Genomic DNA, 22,497 nt, shown 5'->3' with positions numbered 1-22,497 from the left:
TTTTAAAATTATGGTTAACTTTGACAAATATGAATCAAATTTATGCCTGAATGAAGTATTTCAACGCAATTTTGTTTTTATTGATTTCTCTCTTCGCATCTTCTCAAACTGTTCCTGAAAACAACGGTCAAATTAAAGTATACGACTCGTATCAGCCTTCAAAGGGTTCTTCTTTCGGACAAAAAAATAAAATTTCCATCAATCCTCTTGGCGTATTAATTGGTGATTATCCTGTTTATTATGAACGTATGTTTGGCAGTGCTTTCAGCGTAGAACTGGCGGCAGGTGTTACGTATGAAAATTACCTGGGCAATCTAATGTTTTATGGAATGGTTGATAACAACAGTTCCAATTCCAATTTCGCCCGGTCATATAAAATTGGCAATACATATAGCATTTCACCAAAGGTATATCTGGACGGTGATGAATTTGAAGGAAGTTACCTGGCGCTTTGCTACCGGCACCGGCTGTACAATAATGATGTAACAGGTTATGCAGGCAACAATGCTGCTTCATTCACAGATCCGGTAAAAGAGTCTGTTAAACTGAATAGTTTTACTTTTAATTACGGCTATGTATTTACGCTTGGCAAAGGTTTTATTCTTGATTATTACATAGGCTTAGGCTTACGTGGCTCTGTCGTTAAGCAGGCTGTCGAAACATCCAATATATCCAACACATACCCCTACGCTACCTATTATATCTACGATACAGAAACTACCCGTAAAACAAGCCCTACCGGTATGGTAGGATTTAAAATCGGATATACTTTTTAGCAGCATCTGCCCATAAAACATAAAGCCCGCGACTTATATCGCGGGCTTTATGTTTATGGGCCTGATATAAACTAGTTATTAATTATCGTTGTAATCCTTATTCAGTTTTAAGCGGATAAAATACATCAGTGAATGCTCTTCAACAGAAATGTATTTATCGCTTTTTGCAATTTTATTTAACTCCTGTACAATCAACTCATACACATCAAATGAAATGTCAATTTTACGTGTCAGCTCTTCTATCAGATCCATCTTTTGATCTTCTGAAAGTGCGTGCGTATATGCATTTACTTCTTTCAAAATAGCATCCTTTTGTTCTTCCGTTTTAAAAAACACATTTACCAATGTGTCGTGCAGACTTTCATTTAATATCCCGGCTTCTTCTTTGCTGATGACAAAATCTGATTCTGCCAGAAATATGTATAAAAATGATACTAAGTAGTTAATATCCCAATGCTCTAAAATCTGATCTTTCATAAACGGTTCTTTTAACAAAGGTACAGCAATAAAACACAATATTTTAATGTATTATTCAGGCAAAGGTTACATAGATGATTCACAGCATTCTGATAGTCAGTATGTAATACCTGTTCATGTTGTGTTGGCAAACCGTTGAATAACTCTTGCTGTTAAATATCTGATTTTATTCATTGTATCGTATCTTTGTATCCGTATTCAACTGGTAAATGAAAGGGTTTTTAAAAAAATATTTAGGGTTTATTTATTCAACAAAAGAAACGGATCCCGTTTCTTCTACTGAACGTGCTGCTATAGAAAATACTGTTGAACCGCAGCAGCCTGAAACTCCTTATGTGTTTAAATCTGCCGTTGAAGAAGAGGAAGGATACGAAGCTTTTGCCCGTTACTTATCGCTGAGAATACTTAATAAATCCAGCCTCGAATCATTTCCTGAAGATGCGTTTTTCGTACGCGAAAGTCTGGATGACACCATAACAATAATTGTATTAGACTATCCGGCTTCCATTGAACATCTGGTTCGTGCCAATGCTGCTGATTGGGATAAAACAGAAGAAGAATTATATGAACGCGCATTAAAAAATATTCAGGAAACCTATCACCGTGTTGTTGTTCCTTATGAAGGTCATCCTCAAGCGGGTATGCTCACATTAACCGGCGATGATGCATTTAAAACGTCTGCTGTTTTGTATCTGGAAGAATATCCGGCTTTACAGGGTACGCATGGTGCATTGGTAGCGCTTCCCGACAAAGATACCTTTATCTGCAAAACTATTGAGGATGATATTTCTCTGGAAGTAGGCATGCAGTTTTTAGTGCATTTTACAGATGAAACTTTTTATGCATCTGAGTCAAAAATTTCCAAACAGATATACTGGTATTTAAATGGCGAGTTTACGATCATTCCATACAGCATTGGAATTGAGCGCATGACGTACACGCTTCCATTCGAATTGGAAGACCGTTTATACTAAAACGATTTTACTTACTTGTACAAACCGTTACTCATTTCATTCCGTTTATTATTTATACAACAGCAAAGCTTGGTTTTTGTTGCTTAGTCATTTACTTTGTATTCTATGTGCGGAATTACTGGTTTTATTTCTATTAAATGGGGTTCGGATGAACTTCACAGCATGACTCGCAGGCTTCAGCACCGGGGACCGGATGCGGAAGGTTTTTATATAAATGAATCTGTTCACTTAGGCCACCGCCGTTTAAGTATACTGGATCTGTCTGTTGCGGCTAATCAGCCGTTCTTCTCTAAAGACAAACGCTATGTGATGGTCTTCAACGGAGAAGTATTCAATTACAAAGAACTTGCCGTTAAATATGCTATTCCAACAGATACAACGAGTGATACGGAAGTTATTCTCGAACTGTTTGCCTTGCAAGGCCCTGCAGCCTTTCAGGAATTCAACGGGATGTTTGCCATTGCAATATGGGATACATATGAAAAAAAATTAACGCTGTTACGTGATCGCTTCGGAATTAAACCGGTTTGTTATTACGACGGACCAGACGGCTTTGGTTTTGCATCTGAAATAAAATCGCTGCTTGAATTACCGATTCCGCGACTGATCAACAGCGAAGCGCTTGCTGATTATTTATTCCTTGAATACATTCCCAAACCAAATACCATTTTTCAAAACATTAAAAAGCTAACGAATGGCTGTTACCTGGAAGTTACTGATGGTGTACGTGTCGCGGTAAAAGCTTTTTACGACATTCGTGAAAAATACGATCCGAAACCGTTAAAAGAAAAAGAAGGCCTGGAGGAATTTCATCACCTCCTTTCAGATGCGGTGAAATCCCGTATGATCAGTGATGTGCCTATTGGTGCGTTTTTGAGCGGTGGCGTTGACTCTTCGCTGGTGGTTTCCAAATTTCAGGAAAACAGTACGCTGCCTGTCGAAACATTTACCATTGGTTTTGATGAGAAACAATATGATGAAAGTGCTTACGCAAAAAAGGTTTCTGAACTATTAAAAACAAATCACCACGAATACCGGCTGCCGGCAGAAGATGTTTTTTCTGTTCTGAAAGATGCCATAGAATTTTATGATGAACCCTTTGCGGTTTCTTCTGTATTGCCAAGCCTGCTGATCTCAAAGGTAAGCCGCCAGCATACAACTGTTGCATTGACCGGCGATGGTGCCGATGAATTATTCATGGGTTATAATACCTATTACTGGTATAACCGCATTGAAACCTTAAAACGGATTGGCGGTAAAGCATCTCTCAAACTTGCCGGAAACATATTTAAAATGTTTGGAGGAAAACCTGCAATCAAATCCCGTTTGTTTGAAGGCTGGGCAGATAAACATCCTTATATAAATCTTTGGTCGCAGGAACAGCAAATGTTTACCCAGCAAGAGATCGGAAAATTATTGAATTACAGATATACGCATGAAACAACCATTCCTTATTGGGAATCTCTGGAAAAAATTTCTCTCAATAACGAACAGGCTGTTTCTTTTTTTGACATACAGCATTACCTCGCAGATGATCTGATGTACAAAATGGACATCGCATCTATGCGGCATGGCTTAGAAGTGCGTTGCCCGTTTCTTGATTATAATCTCGTGGAATTTGCGGTTAATCTGCCGCTGGAATTAAAAATCAACAACGGCACACAAAAATACATTCTTAAAAAAGCGCTTGAAAAATATATTCCTCAATCGTTGATCTACCGCACCAAATGGGGCTTTTCTGCACCTTCTGAAGAGTGGCTTAAAAGATCTCATACGTATCTCATCGATCATTATTTAGATCCGGCAAGAATTAGTGCGCAGGGGATTTTTAATGCCCAAGAAATTCAGAAGTTGATTGCGTCATTCCGTTCCGGTCACTATTACCATGGTAAACGTTTATGGTCGCTTGTGATTTTCCAGCTCTGGTATGAACAGTACATGGTAGCAAAATAAAAGGGGTTGAACGCGCATACGTTCAACCCCTTTTATTTTTATTGCTTTACGTAAATCAATAGAAATTGTTTTTCTTTTCATAGATGGATCCTTTCGATCCAAACCAGATCAAAAACCCATACGCAATAAGCAAGATCGGGAATGCCGATATAATGGAGTAATCTGTTAACAGATAAATAAAGATGAACGGTATAACCGCACCACCGAATACCGACATAACTAATAATGCACTGGCATTAATGGAGTATTTGCCCATACCATCAATACCCATGGTAAATACCGTTGGCCAGATAACCGAATTACACAAGCCGATTAAAACAAGTAAGTACAAAGCCGGATCTGTTTCCTGATTCATGTTTACGATATACTTATCATCATTGTTGATGATCATGTAAACCAGCAATAGGAATAACGCTACAGAACCTGAAAATTTCATCATTTTACGCGGGCTTGTTGCAACGAAAAGCAATCCTGCACCAATGAACCTGCCTAACAGCGCGCAACCCCAGTAGTACGGGATTAACGTTTCACTTTTCATAGATATGTAATATGCCAGCGATACTTCAGCGCCTACATATAAAAACAAGGTGATTGCTCCGTTTACTACCTGAGGATACTGCAACAAAAATTTTCTTGGTTCTTTTTCATTGTTGCGTATCAGCGGCGGCTGATCCTGCATATTTATTCTAGGTAATTCTGATAACGTAACAATTAGCATCAATAAAAACCAGATAGAGCCGAATAACAGATACGGCATCTGTACCAGTAATATTTTATGCTGCATCAGTTCTTCCGGAGCCATGGTTGCAAAACTTGTTGGTTTAAGCCCGGCTATCGATAAAAACAAACCGCCTGCCAGTAATGGCGCCAGAAATGTTCCAAAAGAATTGAATGCCTGAATAAATGAAAGTTTAGCAGCTCCTTTGCCGCGCATACCCAGCAAGGCAACATATGGGTTTGCGGCTACCTGTAAAAATGTAAAGCCCGAACCAAGTACAAACAGTGCAAGTAATAATTTTACAAATGAACTGGAAGCGGCTGCCGGATAAAACAAAAAGCAACCGAAACTGGCTAAGCCGGCTCCAATAATAATGCCTTTTCTAAAGCCTACTTTATTTATTACCCAGCCGGCTGGCAGAGCAATAATAAAATACGTGCCGTACAAAGCCAGGTTTATACTTAATGATTCTTCAAAACTTAATTGAAAGACATCTCTTAATTCTTCTATTAAGGAAATATTAAGCACTGTTATTAAACCCCACATGAAGAACAGGGTGGAAAGCACTAAAAAGACTTTCGTGTAATTAATGGTAGTATTGCTATTGCTATACATGTTTTAATAATACTTTTAGATCAGTTGTATCAAATCGTCAAAAATTAGTTACGCAATTGAGCATGCTTTAGTTCGCATTTAATTTACAATTTTAATTTTTGAATAAAATGCCTCTGTAATAATTTTTATTTTTGGCTTGAATGTATTAATTCGCAGGTATGATATTATTCAATACAACTTTCAATTTAGACACTGCCGTTGAAGCTGCCTGGCTCCAATGGGCGCGTGACGTTTATTTCACTCTGGCGCTTGATTCAGGTTATGTTCACAAACATCATTTGATGAAATTGCGCTATGAAGATGAGAATAACGGCAGTACGTATAGCCTGCAGTTGTTTTTTGAAAAAGATACACACCTTGAAAAATTTCTGGTTGAATATGAATTTAAAGCCATGGAAGAACTCTCCATGCGGTTCGGTGCCAACGCAGTATACTTCCAGACCATGCTGGATGTTGTTATATAATCAGAACCTATATAAATAAGGCTTGTGGAGAATTGGTTTTCTTCACAAGCCTTATTCTTTTATGATTACTTGATCATATCAAAGCCGGTATATGCCTGCAATACTTTCGGAATACGGATTCCTTCCGGTGTCTGATTGTTTTCCAGTATAGAAGCAACAATACGCGGAAGCGCTAACGCACTGCCGTTTAAGGTATGCAGCAGCTGTGTTTTTCCGTCTGTTTTATAGCGCAGCTTTAAACGGTTTGCCTGGTAGTTTTCAAAATTACTTACTGAACTTACTTCCAGCCAGCGCTTCTGCGCTGCTGAATATACTTCAAAGTCAAACGTTAAGGCAGATGTAAAGCTCATATCTCCGCCGCATAAATGCAGGATTCGGTAAGGCAGTTCCAGTTTTTCCAGTAAGCCTTGTACATGTTTTTTCATTTCTTCTAAAATTGCATACGATGTTTCCGGTGTTGCAATCTGTACCAATTCAACTTTATCAAACTGATGCAGGCGGTTCAGGCCGCGTACATCTGCTCCCCAGGATCCCGCTTCTCTTCTGAAGCAAGGCGTGTAACCGGTATTTTTAATCGGAAGATCCTCTTCTTTAATAATCATGTCGCGGTACATATTTGTAATAGGCACCTCGGCTGTTGGTATTAAATAAAATTTATCTTCGCTGGCATAATACATCTGTCCGTCTTTATCCGGTAACTGGCCCGTAGCATACGCAGAAGCTTCGTTCACCATAATAGGCGGTTGTACTTCTGTATAGCCGCTTTTGCCTGCTTCATCCAGGAAAAAGTTAATCAACGCGCGCTGTAACCGTGCGCCTTTGTTTTTATAAACAGGAAATCCTGCACCGGTAATTTTATTGCCCAGGTCAAAATCTATGATGTCGTATTTTTTGATCAGTTCCCAATGCGGCTGTGCATCAGCATGCAGTACTGGTATTTCACCACTGGAATAAATGGTAATATTTTCTTCCGGCGTACGCCCAACCGGTACACTTGCGTGCGGAAGGTTTGGCAGCTTTACTAATACATTCTGAAGTTCTTCTTCCTTTTCAGTCAGAAAATCCTGCAGTTCTTTTGTTTTATTTCTCAGGTCTGTTGCAGCAGCCTTTTCTTTTTCAGCTTCTTCTTTTTTGCCCTGCTTCATCAGTTCACCAATTGCTTTAGCCTTTTGGTTTGCTTCTGATTGTAAAAAATCCAACGAATGTTGCGTTTCGCGTCTGCTTTGGTCGATTTTGATGATTTCTTCTACTTTTTGTTCCGCATCAGCAAAATACTTCTTTTTAAGCCCTTCCACTACCAAGGCTTTATTCTCACGGATATAATTGATTTGCAACATGTTTGTTCTAAATTATTGGATTAGGTAACAGAAACGCAAGTTACAAGAAATACCGCTTATTAGGAATCAATTTTTTTCAATAAAGTTTGAAGGTTTTCTTACTTACCCTTGACAATGAGTAGAACTTCCTATATACTTGTAACATCAAAATCGTAAACAGCCACAATTTTCTGCTGCTCACCTAATTTAAATTACCAATACCCAACGTATTATTGTTTGAATATCAGGTTTCGCATGCTAACTGTGTATACTACGAATTTCACAAAACCCACCTTGCTTAAGATTTCAATTACATTAGCACACATTTATGTACAACATTGAAGAATTAGATTTAAAGCTATTATCTGAACTACGAGTTATAGCTGAAAAAATGAATGTTCCCAATTTTAAAAAATTACAAAAGAAAGAACTGGTTTACAAAATACTCGACCAACAAGCTCTAAATCCATCCATTGCAACAGCCGTAAGAAAAGAAGTATCAACCGCTTCTACTTTTTCAACACCAGCAGAAACAACAGAATTTTCAGAAGTTACAGAAGAAGAAAACCACAATCGCAGTCCACGCGCAAAACGTATTAACGTAAAAGCCGCTGAAACTGCAGAAGACAATACATACATATCTTCGCCTGCACCTGAAGCTGCTCCCAGACCTGCAATAGCGGGCAGAAGAGAACGTCAATCCATTGTACCGGCAGAAGAAGTTCCGCTTGAGCGTGCACCAAGATCTTATTCAGAAGAACGGCCTGCACGCAGCAATTTTGAAGAACGTGCACCAAGAACTAATTATGAAGAGCGCCAGCCGCGTTCATATGAAGAACGTCCGTCGCGTGTTTCTGAAGACAGAGAACCAAGATCAGAATCAGCTGAACGTCCGATGAGACAGACAGCAAACCAGCAATATTCTGTAAAAGAATTTGATGGTGTTATTGTTAACTCAGGTGTATTGGAAATCATTTCTGAAGGATATGGTTTTTTACGTTCTCCGGATTACAACTTCATGGCTAGCCCGGATGATATCTATGTTTCACCTTCTCAGATCAAATTATTCGGTTTGAAAACAGGTGATACAATTGTTGGCCAGATCCGCCCTCCAAAAGAAGGTGAAAAATATTTCGCTTTATTAAAAGTTGATACCGTAAACGGAAAAACAACGGAGCAGATCCGTGACCGTATACCGTTTGAGTTCTTAACACCGATTTTTCCTCAGGAACGTTTAAACTTGTCTACTACGCATAATCAATTGTCTACACGTATCCTGGATATGTTCGCACCGATTGGTAAAGGGCAGCGCGGCATGATCGTGGCACAGCCTAAGACAGGTAAAACGGTTTTGTTAAAGGAAATTGCAAATGCTATTGCAGCAAATCATCCTGAAGTTCATTTAATTATTTTATTGATCGACGAACGTCCGGAAGAAGTTACTGATATCGCACGTAGTGTTAAAGCAGAAGTTATTTCGTCTACATTTGATGAACAAGCTGATCGCCACGTAAAGGTTGCCAGCATGGTGCTTGAAAAAGCAAAACGTATGGTTGAATGTGGTCACGATGTAGTTGTTTTGTTAGATTCAATTACGCGTTTAGCCAGAGCCTATAATACCGTAGTTCCTTCATCCGGTAAAATACTTTCAGGTGGTGTAGATGCCAATGCCTTACACAAACCGAAAAAATTCTTCGGTGCAGCACGTAACGTTGAAAACGGCGGCTCTCTAACCATCATCGCTACAGCATTGATCGAAACAGGTTCTAAAATGGACGAAGTTATCTTTGAAGAATTCAAAGGTACAGGTAACATGGAACTTCAATTGGATCGTAAACTGGCAAACAAACGTATTTATCCTGCTATTGATGTACCTGCATCCGGTACACGCAGAGAAGACTTATTGATTGATAAAGATGCGCTTTCCCGTATCTGGATCCTGCGTAAATACATGTCTGATATGAACTCGATCGAAGCGATGGATTTCTTAATCGACAGAATGTCTAAAACGAAAAACAACGATGAGTTTTTGATCTCCATGAATGGGTAATCAAGTCTCTTCTTAAATAATTAAAAATGCCCTGCTGAAGAGTGGGGCATTTTTTGTTTTATAATAACAAGACTAGGTGGTTGGTAGTTTACGAAAATTAAGATACAATCATATAGTTTTGTGTACTTGCTTAAACGTACTTAACCACGGCATATTCTTCGATCGACTGAAAATACGCCGTGGTTCGGTACGTTTAAGTGGCTCAACTATCAAAATGTACACAAATAATTATTTCACTTAAACTACCAACCACTTATTCATTCCCACTATACTTTTTTACTTATACTTATTCACACATAGATTAGACTCTACTCAAACTTTTTATTTTTGTTATAACACAAAATCATTATTAGCCGTTGGCTAAAGCCAACGTCAATGAAGCGCGGCGTTTCTTAATTATATCTTTGCGGCGCTTCATTGCCATCACATTTATGTGACGGACGGTTTAAATTATAAAACCTTTTTATGAAGCTTTGCATTGCCGAAAAACCTAGTGTTGCCAAAGATATCGCTGAAGTACTTGGTGCTAAAAAGCGCAACGATGGCTATTGGGAAGGTAATGGATATCAGGTAACGTGGACATTCGGGCATTTTTGTACCCTGAAAGAACCACATGATTATCTGGACAGGTGGAAGATGTGGCGCCTGGAAGATCTTCCTATGATCCCCCCTAGTTTCGGTATTAAACTGATCGACAATTCAGGCGTTAAAAAACAATTTAACGTAATTCAAAAACTGGTAAATGCCTGCGACGAAGTTATAAATTGTGGTGATGCCGGACAGGAAGGAGAACTGATTCAGCGCTGGGTCTTGCTGAAAGCAAAATGTGCCGTACCGGTAAAGCGATTATGGATCTCGTCGTTAACAACCGAAGCGATTAAAGAAGGTTTTACAAAATTAAAAGAAGCGGACCAATATAATAATTTATATGCCGCAGGCAGTGCCCGTGCCATCGGCGATTGGCTGCTGGGTATGAATGCTACGCGTCTGTTCACTAAAAAATTCGGCCAGGGCAAAATTGTTCTGTCTATAGGCCGTGTGCAGACACCTACGCTGGCAATGATCGTAGCGCGGCAGAAGGAAATAGACGCCTTCGTTTCAGAAGAGTACTGGGAGTTAAAAACCACCTACCGTGAAACGGAATTCACCGCTACCATTGAGCGTTTAAAGTCGCTCGACAAAGCAAACAAAGGACTTGAGTATTTAAAAGGACATCCGTTTGTAGTTACATCCTTCGAAATTAAAGAAGGCAAAGAAGGAAATCCAAAACTTTTTGATCTTACGTTACTTCAGGTTGAAGCAAATAAAAAATTCGGTTATTCGGCTGAAGACACGTTGAAATATGTACAGACCTTATACGAAAAAAAGTTTGTCACCTATCCAAGAGTAGATACCACGTACCTTTCTGAAGATCTGTACCCAAAAGTGAAAGGCATTTTAGAAGACTTAACCATTTACAGTCATTTAACGGCTCCGGTTCTGGCCAAACCAATTCCGAAATCAAAGGCTGTTTTTGACGATAAAAAAGTTACGGATCACCACGCCATTATTCCTACGGGTGTTACCCCGTCTCCGAATTTACAGATTGAGGAAAAACGTATTTATGATTTAATCGCACGCCGTTTTATTGCTGTATTCTATCCGGAATGTAAAGTGTCCAACACAACGGTATTAGGCACTGTGGGGCAGGTAGAGTTTAAAGCTACGGGAAAGCAGATCATTGAAGCAGGCTGGAAAGAAGTCTATGCAAACGATAAAACGGAAAAGAAAGAAGAAGGCGACGAAGAAAAAGTAATGCCCAACTTTACCGTAGGCGAAACCGGACCGCACGAGCCCAAAGTACATCAAGGGAAAACGTCTCCGCCGAAAGCATACACTGAAGCAACGCTGCTGCGTGCTATGGAAACAGCAGGCAAACAGGTTGAAGACGAAGAGATGCGTGAACTGTTAAAGGACAACGGTATCGGCCGCCCGTCAACACGCGCCAATATTATTGAAACACTTTTCAGACGGAAATACATAGAACGTAAAAAGAAAAATATTTTTGCTACGCAAACGGGCATGGATCTGATCGATTGCATCCACTCTGAATTATTGAAGAGCGCTGAACTGACCGGCAACTGGGAACGCAAGCTGCGCCTGATGGAGAAAGGCGAATATCAGCTCGAAACCTTCAAGCAGGAGTTAATTGATATGGTTACCGAGATTACCAAAGAAGTTAAAAGCAATTCCTACAAAGCAATCTACATTGCACCGGAGAAATCCAAAGCACCGGCCAGGTCTGCCCCGAAAGAACCGGCAACCGGCAGCAAAGAAGGTAAGACAAAGGAAGCAAAAGAAAAAAAGATTAAGGAAGAGGTTTCCATTGAAACATTAAAATGCCCTAAGTGTAAAGAATATCTGCTGAAAAAAGGAAATACTGCTTACGGCTGTTCAAATTTTCAGCAATGCGGATTTAAAATTCCGTTTGTAATGCTGGGTAAAAAACTCAGCGATAAAAACATTTTTGATTTGCTGAGCAAAGGCAAGACAGCCAAAATGAAAGGTTTCGTAATGCCCGGCACAGAGAAAGAAGTGGAAGGCAAACTGGTGATGAGCGGTAATTTTAACTTAGAGCTGGAGTAATATTTTTGTAGTTAATGCGATTCTGTTTAATAATCATTTTGCTACCTTCCAGGTATTATATTCAGCTACAACACGTTCAATATTGTCGAAAGTCGTTACGCCATTATTAATTTCGTTCATCAACGTTGTATTATCCCCAAACAAAACAACTGCTGTATCTTTAAAATCTTTTCGTTTTAACCGGTACAGAACATCGTCTTTTTTGATAAAATAAAAGCACTCTATGCCGGTCGACGTCATTCCGGGAAGACCAACACCGGCGCCATAACCGGCACCACCCGCTTTGGTTTCCTGACAATGGCTATATAGTGTTATATAGCCTGTTACAACTATGCGTGCAAAATCTTTATCATATTGTGTCATGCCTGAACGTGCAACCGATTTGATTATTCCAAAGCTATCCTGCCCTACAACAAAGGCGTTTACCTGTTTGGTTGTTAACCGGACTTTCTTTTCTCCGGCGACAGGCCTGAACAAAATGTAATTTGCTCCTGTTTCCCGTAAATAGCCCGAGCATTCCCATTTTATTAAGCCGGAAATTTTTTCCCCTTCCGTTGTGTAATAATAACCAGGCTCGTAAGAGGTCCTATATCCAAAGGGCATATAGGTATATCCTGAATTTTGAGAAAAGACGGATAATGCGGATAGGAATAACGTGTTTATTAAAAGAAAATATTTCATCAGCCGGAGTTGTCTGTAGCGTATAAAAGTATGAAACATTTTTTAATCCATAAGAAAAACGTTAGCGCCTACTTATAAATCCACAACAACGTCGGCTTTGTTTTCTTTTTTAACAACACATCTAAATGCGTCATCAGATCATCGCACACAACCGGACAACCCAGGCTATAACCCATAGGAAGATGGCGGGGATAGATCTCGGTATTTGATACCAGACTATAGGAATGCAGCACAACGATGCGGTTAAAGGCATTTGAATTTGTTGACTCCAGTCCGTGCATTTTATAATGTACATGTATGCCCCACTGGCTGTATGACCGGATACCAATTTTATATTTCCCTAAAGACGTGCAGTAACTTCCGCTCTCATTACTGAATACCGGTGTAGAACCTGTACTCTCCTTTCCCATTCCGTGGCAGCACAATCCTTCATACAATACTTTTTTCTTCGCGAAATCCCATACAAAAAAACGGTTCCTGCCGGAATGTATACTCATGTCTACAAAAAAAGCGGTTGTTGTATCATAGCCATTTTTTTTACAGAATTTGAATGCTTCGGCAATTTTAGCACTGTCAATTTTCTCATAAACGGTATTTTTCTTTTCATTACTCGCACATGTAGCAAGCAATAACATGCAAAAGGGAATAAATAGACGCAGCATGAACAGATGGTTGGTTATTATTAAACGAAAATCGGACTTGTATCTGTTCATAATGCGAAATAAACCAAAAGATACAGGTTCTGAAAAAATTCTTTTCTGCGCTTCTGCTAACCGTTTATGATTTAACATCGGAAATAGTAATAAAAATGAGATTGGGCTTAATTCAGAATGCCGTATCCATAAATTCAGTCTTATTTTTTAAAATAAGGTTTAAAAATGAGCCATATTTTCAATTTTTATGTACATTTTCTTTTTTATCAATGAATATTTTAACAGTTTTGCCCGCGAATATATTTAACCGGTATATTCACTAACCCTTTATTCTTTAATCTAAAAATGAACGAAATTACTGAGCTTGCTGCACAGCAAGCAGAGCTCACCCATGCCGTAGATACGGTTTGGGTAGCCATTTGTGCTGCACTGATCTTTCAGATGGAAGGCGGCTTCGCCCTACTTGAATCCGGATTTGTGCGATCTAAAAATGCCATTAGTATTATTGCCAAAGTAATGATCGACATCATGTTCGGTGGTATTGCGTTTTACGCGGTCGGTTTTGGAATTGCCTACGGCGCATCAAACGGCTGGTGGGCCTTTGGTTTTGGTATTCCGGAAGGCGATATGGGCCTGGGCCTTACCGTGTCAAATAAATTATTCTGGTTCATACAGATGGGTTTTGCTATCGCGGCTATCTCCATTGTATCAGGTGCCGTTGCTGAACGTATAAAGATCTGGGCGTATGCCTTCTTTGTGCTGTTTTTCTGTGCATGTATGTATCCGCTTGCAGCCAACTGGGTATGGAACCCGAATGGCTGGCTGGCTCAGCTGGGCTTTAATGATTTTGCAGGTTCTGCTGCAGTACACGCTATGGGCGGCTTTGCAGGCCTTGCAGCAGCGATCGTGCTTGGTCCGCGGATCGGTAAATACAATGCCGATGGTTCCATCAACCCGATTCCGGGTCACAACTTAACGTTATCTGCCGTTGGTGCATTTATTCTTTGGTTCGGCTGGTTCGGTTTTAATCCGGGCTCAACCTTAGGTGCCGTAGGCAAGTGGGAACTGATCGGCAGCGTTGCAACCAATACATTCCTGTCTTCAGCAATGGGTGGTATCTCCACCATGGTGTATACCTTCCTGCGTTACAAACGCATTGACATTACTATGGTAATCAATGGTGTGCTTGCAGGTCTTGTTGCTATTACAGCCGGCTGTAATGTGGTTAGTGCGAACTCCGCGATTATTATTGGTTTGATTGCAGGTATTTTAATTGACGTAGCCGTTGTTGCGATTGATAAAATGAAAGTGGACGATCCAGTGGGTGCTGTTGCGGTTCACGGTGTGAACGGCTTCTTCGGAACCGTTGCGGTTGGTTTGTTTGCAACAAAAGGTGGTTTATTCACCACAGGTGATGCCCACTTATTAGGTGTGCAGACATTAGGAGTAACAGTAATTGCCGTATGTTCTTTTGCAGTAACGTATCTCGTGTTTATCGTTTTAAAGAAAACAACCGGCATCCGTCTGGGTGAACGCGAAGAGCTTGCCGGCACAGACGCAGTTGAGTTTGGTATTGAAGCATATACAACCATCGAATAAATTTATATAGATGAAAAAAATTGAAGCAATTGTAAAACCTTCAAAACTGAAGGCAATACAGGCAGGTTTAATTAAAATAGGTATTCCGTGTATGACTGTTGTGCCTGTAAAGGGCGTTGGCTTGCAGCAGGGCTTTCCGGAAATATACAGAGGTACAGAAAAGTCGATTGTACTCTTATCAAAAGTCATGATCATTTGTGTGGTGAGTGATGAGAATCTTGAAAAGTGTATCGATGTAATTATTGAAACAGGCTCCGAAGGAAAAGTCGGTGACGGAAAAATATTTGTCTACGATGTACTCGATGCAATTCGCATGCGTACGAGGACAAGAGGTGATGATGCGATAAGGTAAGTTAGTAATCAGTTGTCAGTTGCGCCGCGGCGGACAGTGGTCAGTATGATAGGAAGCCTCCGGAGATTATTCTTTGGAGGCTTTTTATTTCTACTCGTCAACAATCAAACCCATTCCTTGAAAGGAACGGCAATGAAGCGAGTAGAACTTAATATAAAGAAAGGCTGCTGCTTCTCGCACCTGTCTTTGACTGCATATTTTATAATAATTTACATCAAACGCTCAACTTCGCCGTTGTTGGTGTTTCTGCCAGAGCAAATGTACGATAATGTACGAAAGACCACGCAGAGTCACCAACAACTTGTATACTCACCCCAGCCGCTCAATCGCCTCCTCTAACGACTCAACAAAATTAATCTGCTTATTCTTATTGCTTTCAAATACAAAATCATTGAAGCTTTTACTGTTATATTTTACGAAATCACCAACAATAGCCAGACGCATGCGGTAGTTCGAAAACTTCTGCAGAATCTCACCGGCGATTCCTGTTTTCAGATCAAAGAAAGCCGGAGTGATGTTCTTTTCGTGGAGAATGATTGCGTCATAGCCTTGATAGTAAATATCGGCCATTAGATTCAACGCATCTTCAATCGTAGAAATAACAATACTTCCAGAAAGTACTTCTGCTATTTCTGTGGTGGAAGATGGATGGATGTGAATGTTCATTACTACTAACCTGTTAGGATTAAAAATCCTGTTTTATTTTGTCTCCGGTTCGCCGCGGAATACAAATTCCAAAGAACTGTTTAATTTCACGTTACGATTCTAATTCAAGCGTTCTGCCCAGTTTAACTCAACAGGTAATTCCTGATTCGAAAATTCTATATGAATCACACGTCGCTTTTTATTATTGGTGGTTCTTCCTGAACTATGCAGCAATAAAGGCTTCATGATCATAATGCCACCTTTCTTTACATTACAGCTAATTTCTTTTTCTACTGACCAATCAATGGTTTCGGGTCTGTAAATATTTTTTGCATGTGAACCGGGTACAACTTTCAACGCACCATTTTCTTCGTTTGTATCATCCAGATGGATGCGTATCGTAAAAATATTTTTAAGAATTTCTAGCGGAGGCTGAACAGCAAATTGATTTTGCTTAACCGTCCATGGACCAAAACCTGCCAAGTCAATTTTTGTATCTACTGAAATGGTTAAGTCCTGGTGATAGGCTACATACCAGTTTGATGTTTCCGGTTTGTCAAAATAAATGCTTTTTACAGTAAAGAAATCAGTACCAAAAAGCTCAGCACCTACTTTCTTTAAATTTTTATTGTAGATCAATTCTTTTGCTTCAGGAATTTCTTTTAAAAATTGCCGTATTGCAAACAAGTCAGATGATTTTCGAAATGTTTCATTCGACATGTCTGCATTTTCAATAACTGCTAAAATCTGTTGAACTTCTTCATCTGAATAAATATCATCTATAATCGTAAACCCATCAAGCAATAGATTTTCTTTGTGCTTCGCAATTGCATTCATCTAGTTAATATATATAATTTAACTTCAAAAAAAGAACGGCTCTGACCTCTATCAAAACCGTTCTTCTTAAAACTTAGTACTTATAAAGTAGAACTTAAAACCTACCTCGCATACATCTTCTCTATCTGGCCCTGGCAATTCTGCATAATGATCTTACGTTTCAATTTCAATGTCGGTGTCATTTCTCCGCTCTCTATCGTAAATGGCCTTGGCATTAAAATGAATTTCTTTACACGTTCATACTGTGCAAAGTTTTCATTCATTTCGTCAAACTCTTTCTGGAATTTTTCGATCACCTGTGCATTGCAAACCATTTCTTCGTTTGTCGTATACGGAATGCCTTTGATCTCACACCAGCTTTTTACATCTGCAAACGACGGCACCACAATCGCAGAAGGGAATTTCTCCCCTTCACCAATCACCATTATTTGTTCAATGTAGCGCGACTCTTTAAATTTATTTTCAACCAGCTGCGGTGCAATGTACTTACCACCCGAGGTTTTAAACATTTCTTTTTTACGGTCGGTGATCTTTAAATATTTATTTTCTACAAACTGACCGATATCTCCTGTGTGAAACCAGCCTTCACTGTCAATTGCTTCGGCCGTTAAATCCGGCCGTTTGTAGTATCCTTTCATAATATGCGGTCCGCGCGTCAGGATTTCTCCGTCTTCCGCGATCTTCACTTCTACTCCGGGCAACAGCGGACCAACAGTACTGATTCGTGTTTCATCCGGATTGAATCTGTTTACGGCAATCACCGGCGACGTCTCTGTTAAACCGTAACCTTCCATCACCGGAATCTGCGCCGCCCAGAAAACACGCGCCAAACGAGGCTGTAAGGCAGCACCGCCTGAAACAACGGTAATCACATTCCCACCCAATGCTTCTCGCCATTTACTGAAGATTATTTTATTGGCAAGCTTCAGTTGAATGTTATAAAAGAAGCCTTGATTTTTCTGCATATCATATTTTAACCCCAGCTCAAGTGCCCAATAGAAGAGGAATTTTTTAATGCCCGTAAGTTCAGCGCCCTTAGCAACAATTTTATCGTATACTTTTTCAAGCAGCCTTGGCACCGTAACAAACATGTGCGGCTGCACTTCTTTTAAATTTTCGCCAACTGTATCTGTACTTTCTGCATAATAGATAGATACCCCCTGAGACAGGTACAGATAACACAACATGCGTTCATACACGTGGCACAACGGTAAAAAACTAAGTGCTTTATGATTGTGATTAACCGGCATCAGCGGAATCGCTGCCAGTACATTGCTTAATATATTGTTATGTGTAAGCATAACACCCTTGGGCTTACCTGTAGTTCCGGACGTATAAATCAAGGTAAGCAGATCGTCGTTAAATACATTTGCCTTATATGGATCAAGCATCGAAGCCGGTTGGCCGTCTGCCAGTGCCGTGATATCTTTCCAGCTTTTCGCTCCGTTCACATCCTGCAAGGTATATATTACAGGATTTGTTCTGGAACCGTTTACGGCTTCTGTTGCTTTTGCAAATAATTGTTCGTCATACACAAAAACCATTTTAACTTCGGCGTCATCAAAAATATACCGGTAATCTTCCACCGTAAGTGTCGGATAAATCGGTACACTCACCGCTCCTATCTGTTGCAGTCCCAGATCAATAAAATTCCATTCCGGACGGTTTGGTGAAATAATGGCTACTTTATCGTCTTTTTGTAAACCCGATTTTATAAAGCCAATACTTACTTTATCAATAATTTCTTGAACACGCACAGAAGAATAACTAATCCAGGTGCCATTCTCTTTGGTTGCCAGTGCATCTTGTTTGGGATACTTGGCAATCTGCTGCGGAATTAAATCGAAAAGACGTGTAACAGCCATGTAAGTTTTTGGTTAGAATGTTGAACGGTTAATGTATATACGATAATCTGAATTAAAAAGATATACCGGATGTATGATAGAAAAATGTGGTGATATTGTATTTTTGAGTTTCATTCACCTATTTCTTTATGCCTAACATAACTCTTTTCGGAATTAAAAATTGTGATACCATGCAAAAAGCATTTCACTGGTTAGATTCTAAACACATTGCTTATACATTTCATGATTTTAAAAAAGGAAATCTGACGCAGGAAGATGTTTCCTTCTGGCTAAAAGATCTGACCATTGAAGAAGTAATAAATAAAAAAGGAACCACCTGGAAAAAACTCTCTGAAGACGAAAAAAATGCCGTTTCAAACGAAAACGCTGCTATTGAATTAATCTTAAAAAACCCTTCGTTAGTAAAACGTCCGTTGGTACAAATGGGTAAAAAACATGTAGTTGGCTTTAACCCGGAACAATGGGATATTCTTTTTTCTTAAATATGGTTTTCTCCTGCTTGAAATAGTTATATTATTTATTGAAATAGAATAACCTTATTTCCGATTCTGCCGTTTATGTAAGAAATTACACTAAACTAAAACCTATGGAACCCACGATTACAGCAGACGTTATTTATACTCTTGTCCTGAAACTTAAGGGAGATGGTTTGAATGAAGCTGAAATTAAAAAAGCGCTGGTAAACAGCGTGATGGGTGAACAACAGCTACTGCAAACACTTAACAAGGAGGCGATTTTCCTTCATAAAAAAGAGAAAAGCAAGTTCCAAAAAAGATCTGTTTTGTATTCTGTATTTGGTTCAGTAGCCATTTATTTCATATTGTCGCCATTTTTAAGTGAAAAGGCTGCTAATTTTATTTGTTTAACATTGGCATTAGGCGTATCAACCTTCCTGGTAATTAAACTACGCACTCTTTTCGCTTAACGTCTTATTTCGGATAATTTTTTAAAATTTAGCCGAATTTTTATTATGAGTGCATAACAAATTATTGAATTTTTCCGTTAAATAATTATATGAAACCCAAAGAAACCGTTTGCTTCAACATTAAATATTCCTGGCATGCCATTTCCAGAATGTATAATGAGCGTGCATCAAAATATGGTACTACTGCAGCAGTAGGTTTTATTCTGTTGAATATTGATGTTGAAAAAGGCACAGCAGCTACACATATCGGGCCGGCGCTGGGTATGGAAGCAACCAGCCTTTCAAGGGTATTTAATACTATGGAACAGGATGGATTAATTGAGCGTCGCAATGACAGCTCGGATAAACGAAAAGTGACGATTTTCCTTACGGCCCTTGGTAAAGATAAAAGACAAATAGCTAAAGATTTTGTATTGGATTTCAATAATAAAGTTCGTGAACAGGTTTCTGAATCTAAATTAAATACATTCTTCGAAGTGCTGCATGAAATTCAATCCATCATAGACAATAAAAATACATCGCTAACCTAATAACCTTCATTTTAAAATGAGCCATCGAAAAATTCGCAAAGTTGCAGTATTGGGTTCCGGCGTAATGGGGTCTCGAATTGCTTGTCATTTTGCAAACATTGGTTTGGAAGTGTTGCTTCTGGACATTGTTCCGAAAGAGCCTAATGATGCTGAAAAAGCAAAAGGCCTGACGCTTGAAAGTAAAGCTGTTCGTAACCGCATTGTAAATGATGCGCTGATGGCTTCACTTAAATCAAATCCTGCTCCTTTGTATGATGCTGCCTTTGCATCCCGCATCACAACAGGAAATTTTGATGACAACATGAAAGACATCGCTTCGTTCGATTGGATCGTTGAAGCGGTTGTTGAAAATATAGATATTAAAAAGAAAGTCTACGAGCAGGTTGAATCGTTCCGTACACCGGGCACCCTGATCACATCAAACACGTCGGGGATCCCGATGCACCTGATGTCTGAAGCACGCAGCGAAGATTTTCAAAAACATTTCTGTGGTGTACACTTTTTCAACCCGCCACGCTACATGCGTTTATTGGAGATCATTCCCGGACCGAAAACAAGTCCGGAAGTTATTGATTTCTTAATGCTGTATGGTGATCTGTATTTAGGAAAAACTACCGTACTGTGTAAAGATACTCCCGGTTTCATTGCAAACCGCATCGGTATCTACGGAATTATGGAAGCGTTGCATACCATTATTGATCTTGGTTTGTCGGTTGAAGAAGTTGATAAATTAACCGGTCCGGTTATTGGTCGACCAAAGTCAGCAACCTTCCGTACGCTTGATGTGGTAGGGATCGACACGGTGATCAAAGTTGCAAATGGTTTGCTTGCCGGTGCACCGAACGATGAAGCAAAGGACATGTTTGTTCTTCCTGAAATTCTGAAAAAAATTGATGAGAACAAATGGTATGGTGATAAATCACAGCAAGGTTTTTATAAGAAAACTAAAAACGATGCCGGCCAAACGGAGATTCTTTCGTTGAACCTGAATTCGTTGTTATACGGTCAGCAGCAAAAAGTAAAGTTTGCTGCTCTTGAACAAACGAAAGCAATTGAAGATCTGAAACCACGTTTTTCTGTTTTAATAAAATCAGCAGACAAGGCAGGACAATTTTACAGAAGAACATTCTTAGGTCTTTTCAAATACGTTTCAAACCGTATTCCTGAAATCTCCGATGAATTGTATCGCATTGATGATGCCATGCGCACCGGTTTCGGCTGGGAACTTGGTCCGTTTGAAACATGGGATGCTGTTGGCGTAGCGAAGGCTGTGAAGTTGATGGAAGAAGATGGTCGTAAGCCTGCGCAGTGGGTATACGAAATGCTTGAAGCAGGCAACACAAGTTTCTACAAATCAGAAAACGGAAAGCGTTTGTACTATGATATTCCGAGCAAGTCGTACAAAGTAATTCCGGGTACAGAATCATTTATTATTTTAGATACACTTCGTGCAAACAAACCGGTGTTTAAAAATGCTGGCGCAACCTTACACGATATTGGCGATGGAATTGTAAATCTTGAGTTCCATACAAAAATGAATACGCTGGGCGGCGAAGTGGTAGATGCGATCAACCGTTCGATTGGTATCGCAGAAAAAGATTTCCAGGGAATAGTAATCGGTAACGATGGTGCAAACTTCTCTGCCGGTGCAAACCTTGCGCTGGTATTGATGTACGCGATCGAACAGGAATACGATGAAATTGATTTCATGATCCGTGCATTCCAGAATACCATGATGCGTGCGCGTTACTCGTCGATACCGGTTGTTGTAGCACCACACAATCTAACACTTGGCGGTGGTTGTGAAATGACGTTACATGCCGATCACGTTCAAGCATTTGCTGAAACCTATATTGGTTTGGTAGAGTTTGGTGTAGGTTTGATTCCTGCCGGTGGCGGTACAAAAGAATTTACGCTACGTGTAAGTGATTCATTCGAAGATGGTGATATCCAGGTAAACAATCTGAAGAATATGTACATGCACATTGCAACGGCTAAAGTTGCAACCTCTGCGGAAGAAGCAAGAAGCATGGGCATCCTTCGTAAGAGCGATGGAATTACATTAAACAGAAGTCGTTTGATTGCGGATGCAAAAGCAGCAGCGATCAGTTTGGCAGAAGCAGGATATACGCAACCAAAACAACGCAAGGATATTAAAGTTCTTGGTCAGTCGGCATTAGGCATGTTCTATGCAGGTGCAAACTCCATGGTATCCGGTAAATATATGTCAGAGCACGATCGTAAGATCTCTGAGAAGCTGGCGTACATCATGTGCGGCGGCGACTTATCTGCACCTACATTGGTATCGGAGCAATACTTACTGGATCTCGAACGTGAAGCGTTTTTGTCACTTACCGGTGAAAAGAAGACGTTGGAGAGGATACAAAGTATTTTGACGAGCGGACGACCACTTCGTAACTAGTTGCTAGGTGCCGTCACCTC

General features: G+C 39.8%; 20 protein-coding genes. 12 read left to right on the top strand and 8 right to left on the bottom strand.

The features are described from left to right. Positions 1-50 precede the first annotated feature (50 nt). Complete coding sequence (locus CHU_RS17525; protein WP_011586950.1) at positions 51-776, top strand: hypothetical protein; 726 nt, start codon at positions 51-53, stop codon at positions 774-776. A 78-nt stretch (positions 777-854) separates the two neighbouring features. Here the strand turns inward: CHU_RS17525 and CHU_RS17520 are convergent, their stop codons facing one another. Next, complete coding sequence (locus tag CHU_RS17520) at positions 855-1,253, bottom strand: hypothetical protein (RefSeq protein ID WP_143144134.1); 399 nt, start codon at positions 1,251-1,253, stop codon at positions 855-857. 209 nt (positions 1,254-1,462) lie between these two features. Here CHU_RS17520 and CHU_RS17515 point away from each other — a divergent pair, with 209 nt between their 5' ends. Further along, a complete protein-coding gene (locus CHU_RS17515) occupies positions 1,463-2,227 on the top strand; it encodes a hypothetical protein (protein ID WP_011586948.1) in 765 nt (254 codons plus the stop codon). A gap of 105 nt (positions 2,228-2,332) precedes the next feature. Then, positions 2,333-4,180 carry an asparagine synthase (glutamine-hydrolyzing) gene (asnB, locus tag CHU_RS17510; protein WP_011586947.1) on the top strand — a complete coding sequence of 616 codons (1,848 nt, stop codon included), beginning with the start codon at positions 2,333-2,335 and terminating at the stop codon, positions 4,178-4,180. A gap of 55 nt (positions 4,181-4,235) precedes the next feature. Here asnB and CHU_RS17505 read toward each other — a convergent pair whose 3' ends face one another. After that, positions 4,236-5,513: an MFS transporter gene (locus tag CHU_RS17505; protein ID WP_011586946.1), complete on the bottom strand. Its 1,278-nt coding sequence runs from the start codon at positions 5,511-5,513 to the stop codon at positions 4,236-4,238. Between the two features lie 158 nt (positions 5,514-5,671). Between CHU_RS17505 and CHU_RS17500 the strand changes: the two genes are divergently transcribed. Then, positions 5,672-5,977 carry a DUF4286 family protein gene (locus tag CHU_RS17500; protein WP_011586945.1) on the top strand — a complete coding sequence of 102 codons (306 nt, stop codon included), beginning with the start codon at positions 5,672-5,674 and terminating at the stop codon, positions 5,975-5,977. Positions 5,978-6,042: 65 nt separating this feature from the next. Here the strand turns inward: CHU_RS17500 and serS are convergent, their stop codons facing one another. After that, complete coding sequence (serS, locus tag CHU_RS17495; RefSeq protein WP_011586944.1) at positions 6,043-7,314, bottom strand: serine--tRNA ligase; 1,272 nt, start codon at positions 7,312-7,314, stop codon at positions 6,043-6,045. A 307-nt stretch (positions 7,315-7,621) separates the two neighbouring features. Between serS and rho the strand changes: the two genes are divergently transcribed. Together rho and CHU_RS17485 are read left to right on the top strand one after the other, a co-directional pair. Next, entirely contained in the window at positions 7,622-9,343 is a 1,722-nt protein-coding gene (gene rho, locus CHU_RS17490; protein WP_011586943.1) for a transcription termination factor Rho, read from the top strand. Positions 9,344-9,808: 465 nt separating this feature from the next. Next, on the top strand, positions 9,809-11,968 hold the full coding sequence (locus CHU_RS17485; protein ID WP_011586942.1) for a type IA DNA topoisomerase: 2,160 nt from the start codon (positions 9,809-9,811) through the stop codon (positions 11,966-11,968). Between the two features lie 33 nt (positions 11,969-12,001). On the opposite strand, the gene CHU_RS17480 is transcribed toward CHU_RS17485, so the two are convergent. Continuing rightward, positions 12,002-12,649: a hypothetical protein gene (locus tag CHU_RS17480; RefSeq protein WP_143144133.1), complete on the bottom strand. Its 648-nt coding sequence runs from the start codon at positions 12,647-12,649 to the stop codon at positions 12,002-12,004. Positions 12,650-12,717: 68 nt separating this feature from the next. Beyond that, a complete protein-coding gene (locus CHU_RS17475) occupies positions 12,718-13,311 on the bottom strand; it encodes a murein L,D-transpeptidase catalytic domain-containing protein (RefSeq protein WP_041932821.1) in 594 nt (197 codons plus the stop codon). A gap of 336 nt (positions 13,312-13,647) precedes the next feature. On the opposite strand from CHU_RS17475, the gene CHU_RS17470 reads away from it, so the two are divergent. Both CHU_RS17470 and CHU_RS17465 read left to right on the top strand, forming a co-directional pair. After that, positions 13,648-14,901: an ammonium transporter gene (locus CHU_RS17470; protein WP_011586939.1), complete on the top strand. Its 1,254-nt coding sequence runs from the start codon at positions 13,648-13,650 to the stop codon at positions 14,899-14,901. Positions 14,902-14,911: 10 nt separating this feature from the next. Continuing rightward, a complete protein-coding gene (locus CHU_RS17465; RefSeq protein ID WP_011586938.1) occupies positions 14,912-15,253 on the top strand; it encodes a P-II family nitrogen regulator in 342 nt (113 codons plus the stop codon). A gap of 309 nt (positions 15,254-15,562) precedes the next feature. Here the strand turns inward: CHU_RS17465 and CHU_RS17460 are convergent, their stop codons facing one another. From CHU_RS17460 to CHU_RS17450, 3 genes are all read right to left on the bottom strand, one after another. Then, positions 15,563-15,919, bottom strand: coding sequence for a DUF4180 domain-containing protein (locus tag CHU_RS17460; RefSeq protein ID WP_011586937.1), 357 nt, complete (start codon positions 15,917-15,919; stop codon positions 15,563-15,565). A gap of 99 nt (positions 15,920-16,018) precedes the next feature. Continuing rightward, entirely contained in the window at positions 16,019-16,735 is a 717-nt protein-coding gene (locus tag CHU_RS17455; RefSeq protein WP_011586936.1) for a phytanoyl-CoA dioxygenase family protein, read from the bottom strand. A 101-nt stretch (positions 16,736-16,836) separates the two neighbouring features. Continuing rightward, a complete protein-coding gene (locus CHU_RS17450) occupies positions 16,837-18,600 on the bottom strand; it encodes an AMP-dependent synthetase/ligase (protein ID WP_011586935.1) in 1,764 nt (587 codons plus the stop codon). A 128-nt stretch (positions 18,601-18,728) separates the two neighbouring features. Here CHU_RS17450 and CHU_RS17445 point away from each other — a divergent pair, with 128 nt between their 5' ends. The 4 genes from CHU_RS17445 to CHU_RS17430 all read left to right on the top strand — a co-directional run bounded on the left by CHU_RS17445 (position 18,729) and on the right by CHU_RS17430 (position 22,477). Then, positions 18,729-19,082, top strand: coding sequence for a Spx/MgsR family RNA polymerase-binding regulatory protein (locus tag CHU_RS17445; RefSeq protein ID WP_011586934.1), 354 nt, complete (start codon positions 18,729-18,731; stop codon positions 19,080-19,082). Positions 19,083-19,186: 104 nt separating this feature from the next. Next, positions 19,187-19,525, top strand: coding sequence for a hypothetical protein (locus CHU_RS17440; protein WP_011586933.1), 339 nt, complete (start codon positions 19,187-19,189; stop codon positions 19,523-19,525). Between the two features lie 89 nt (positions 19,526-19,614). After that, a complete protein-coding gene (locus CHU_RS17435) occupies positions 19,615-20,055 on the top strand; it encodes a MarR family winged helix-turn-helix transcriptional regulator (protein WP_011586932.1) in 441 nt (146 codons plus the stop codon). A gap of 16 nt (positions 20,056-20,071) precedes the next feature. Continuing rightward, on the top strand, positions 20,072-22,477 hold the full coding sequence (locus CHU_RS17430; protein ID WP_011586931.1) for a 3-hydroxyacyl-CoA dehydrogenase/enoyl-CoA hydratase family protein: 2,406 nt from the start codon (positions 20,072-20,074) through the stop codon (positions 22,475-22,477). Positions 22,478-22,497: the final 20 nt, after the last annotated feature.

The organism is Cytophaga hutchinsonii ATCC 33406, assembly GCF_000014145.1.
Classification (GTDB): Bacteria; Bacteroidota; Bacteroidia; order Cytophagales; family Cytophagaceae; genus Cytophaga; species Cytophaga hutchinsonii.
The sequence above is the reverse complement of the archived record's forward strand: the minus strand, read 5'-3'. Positions and strand labels throughout refer to the sequence as shown.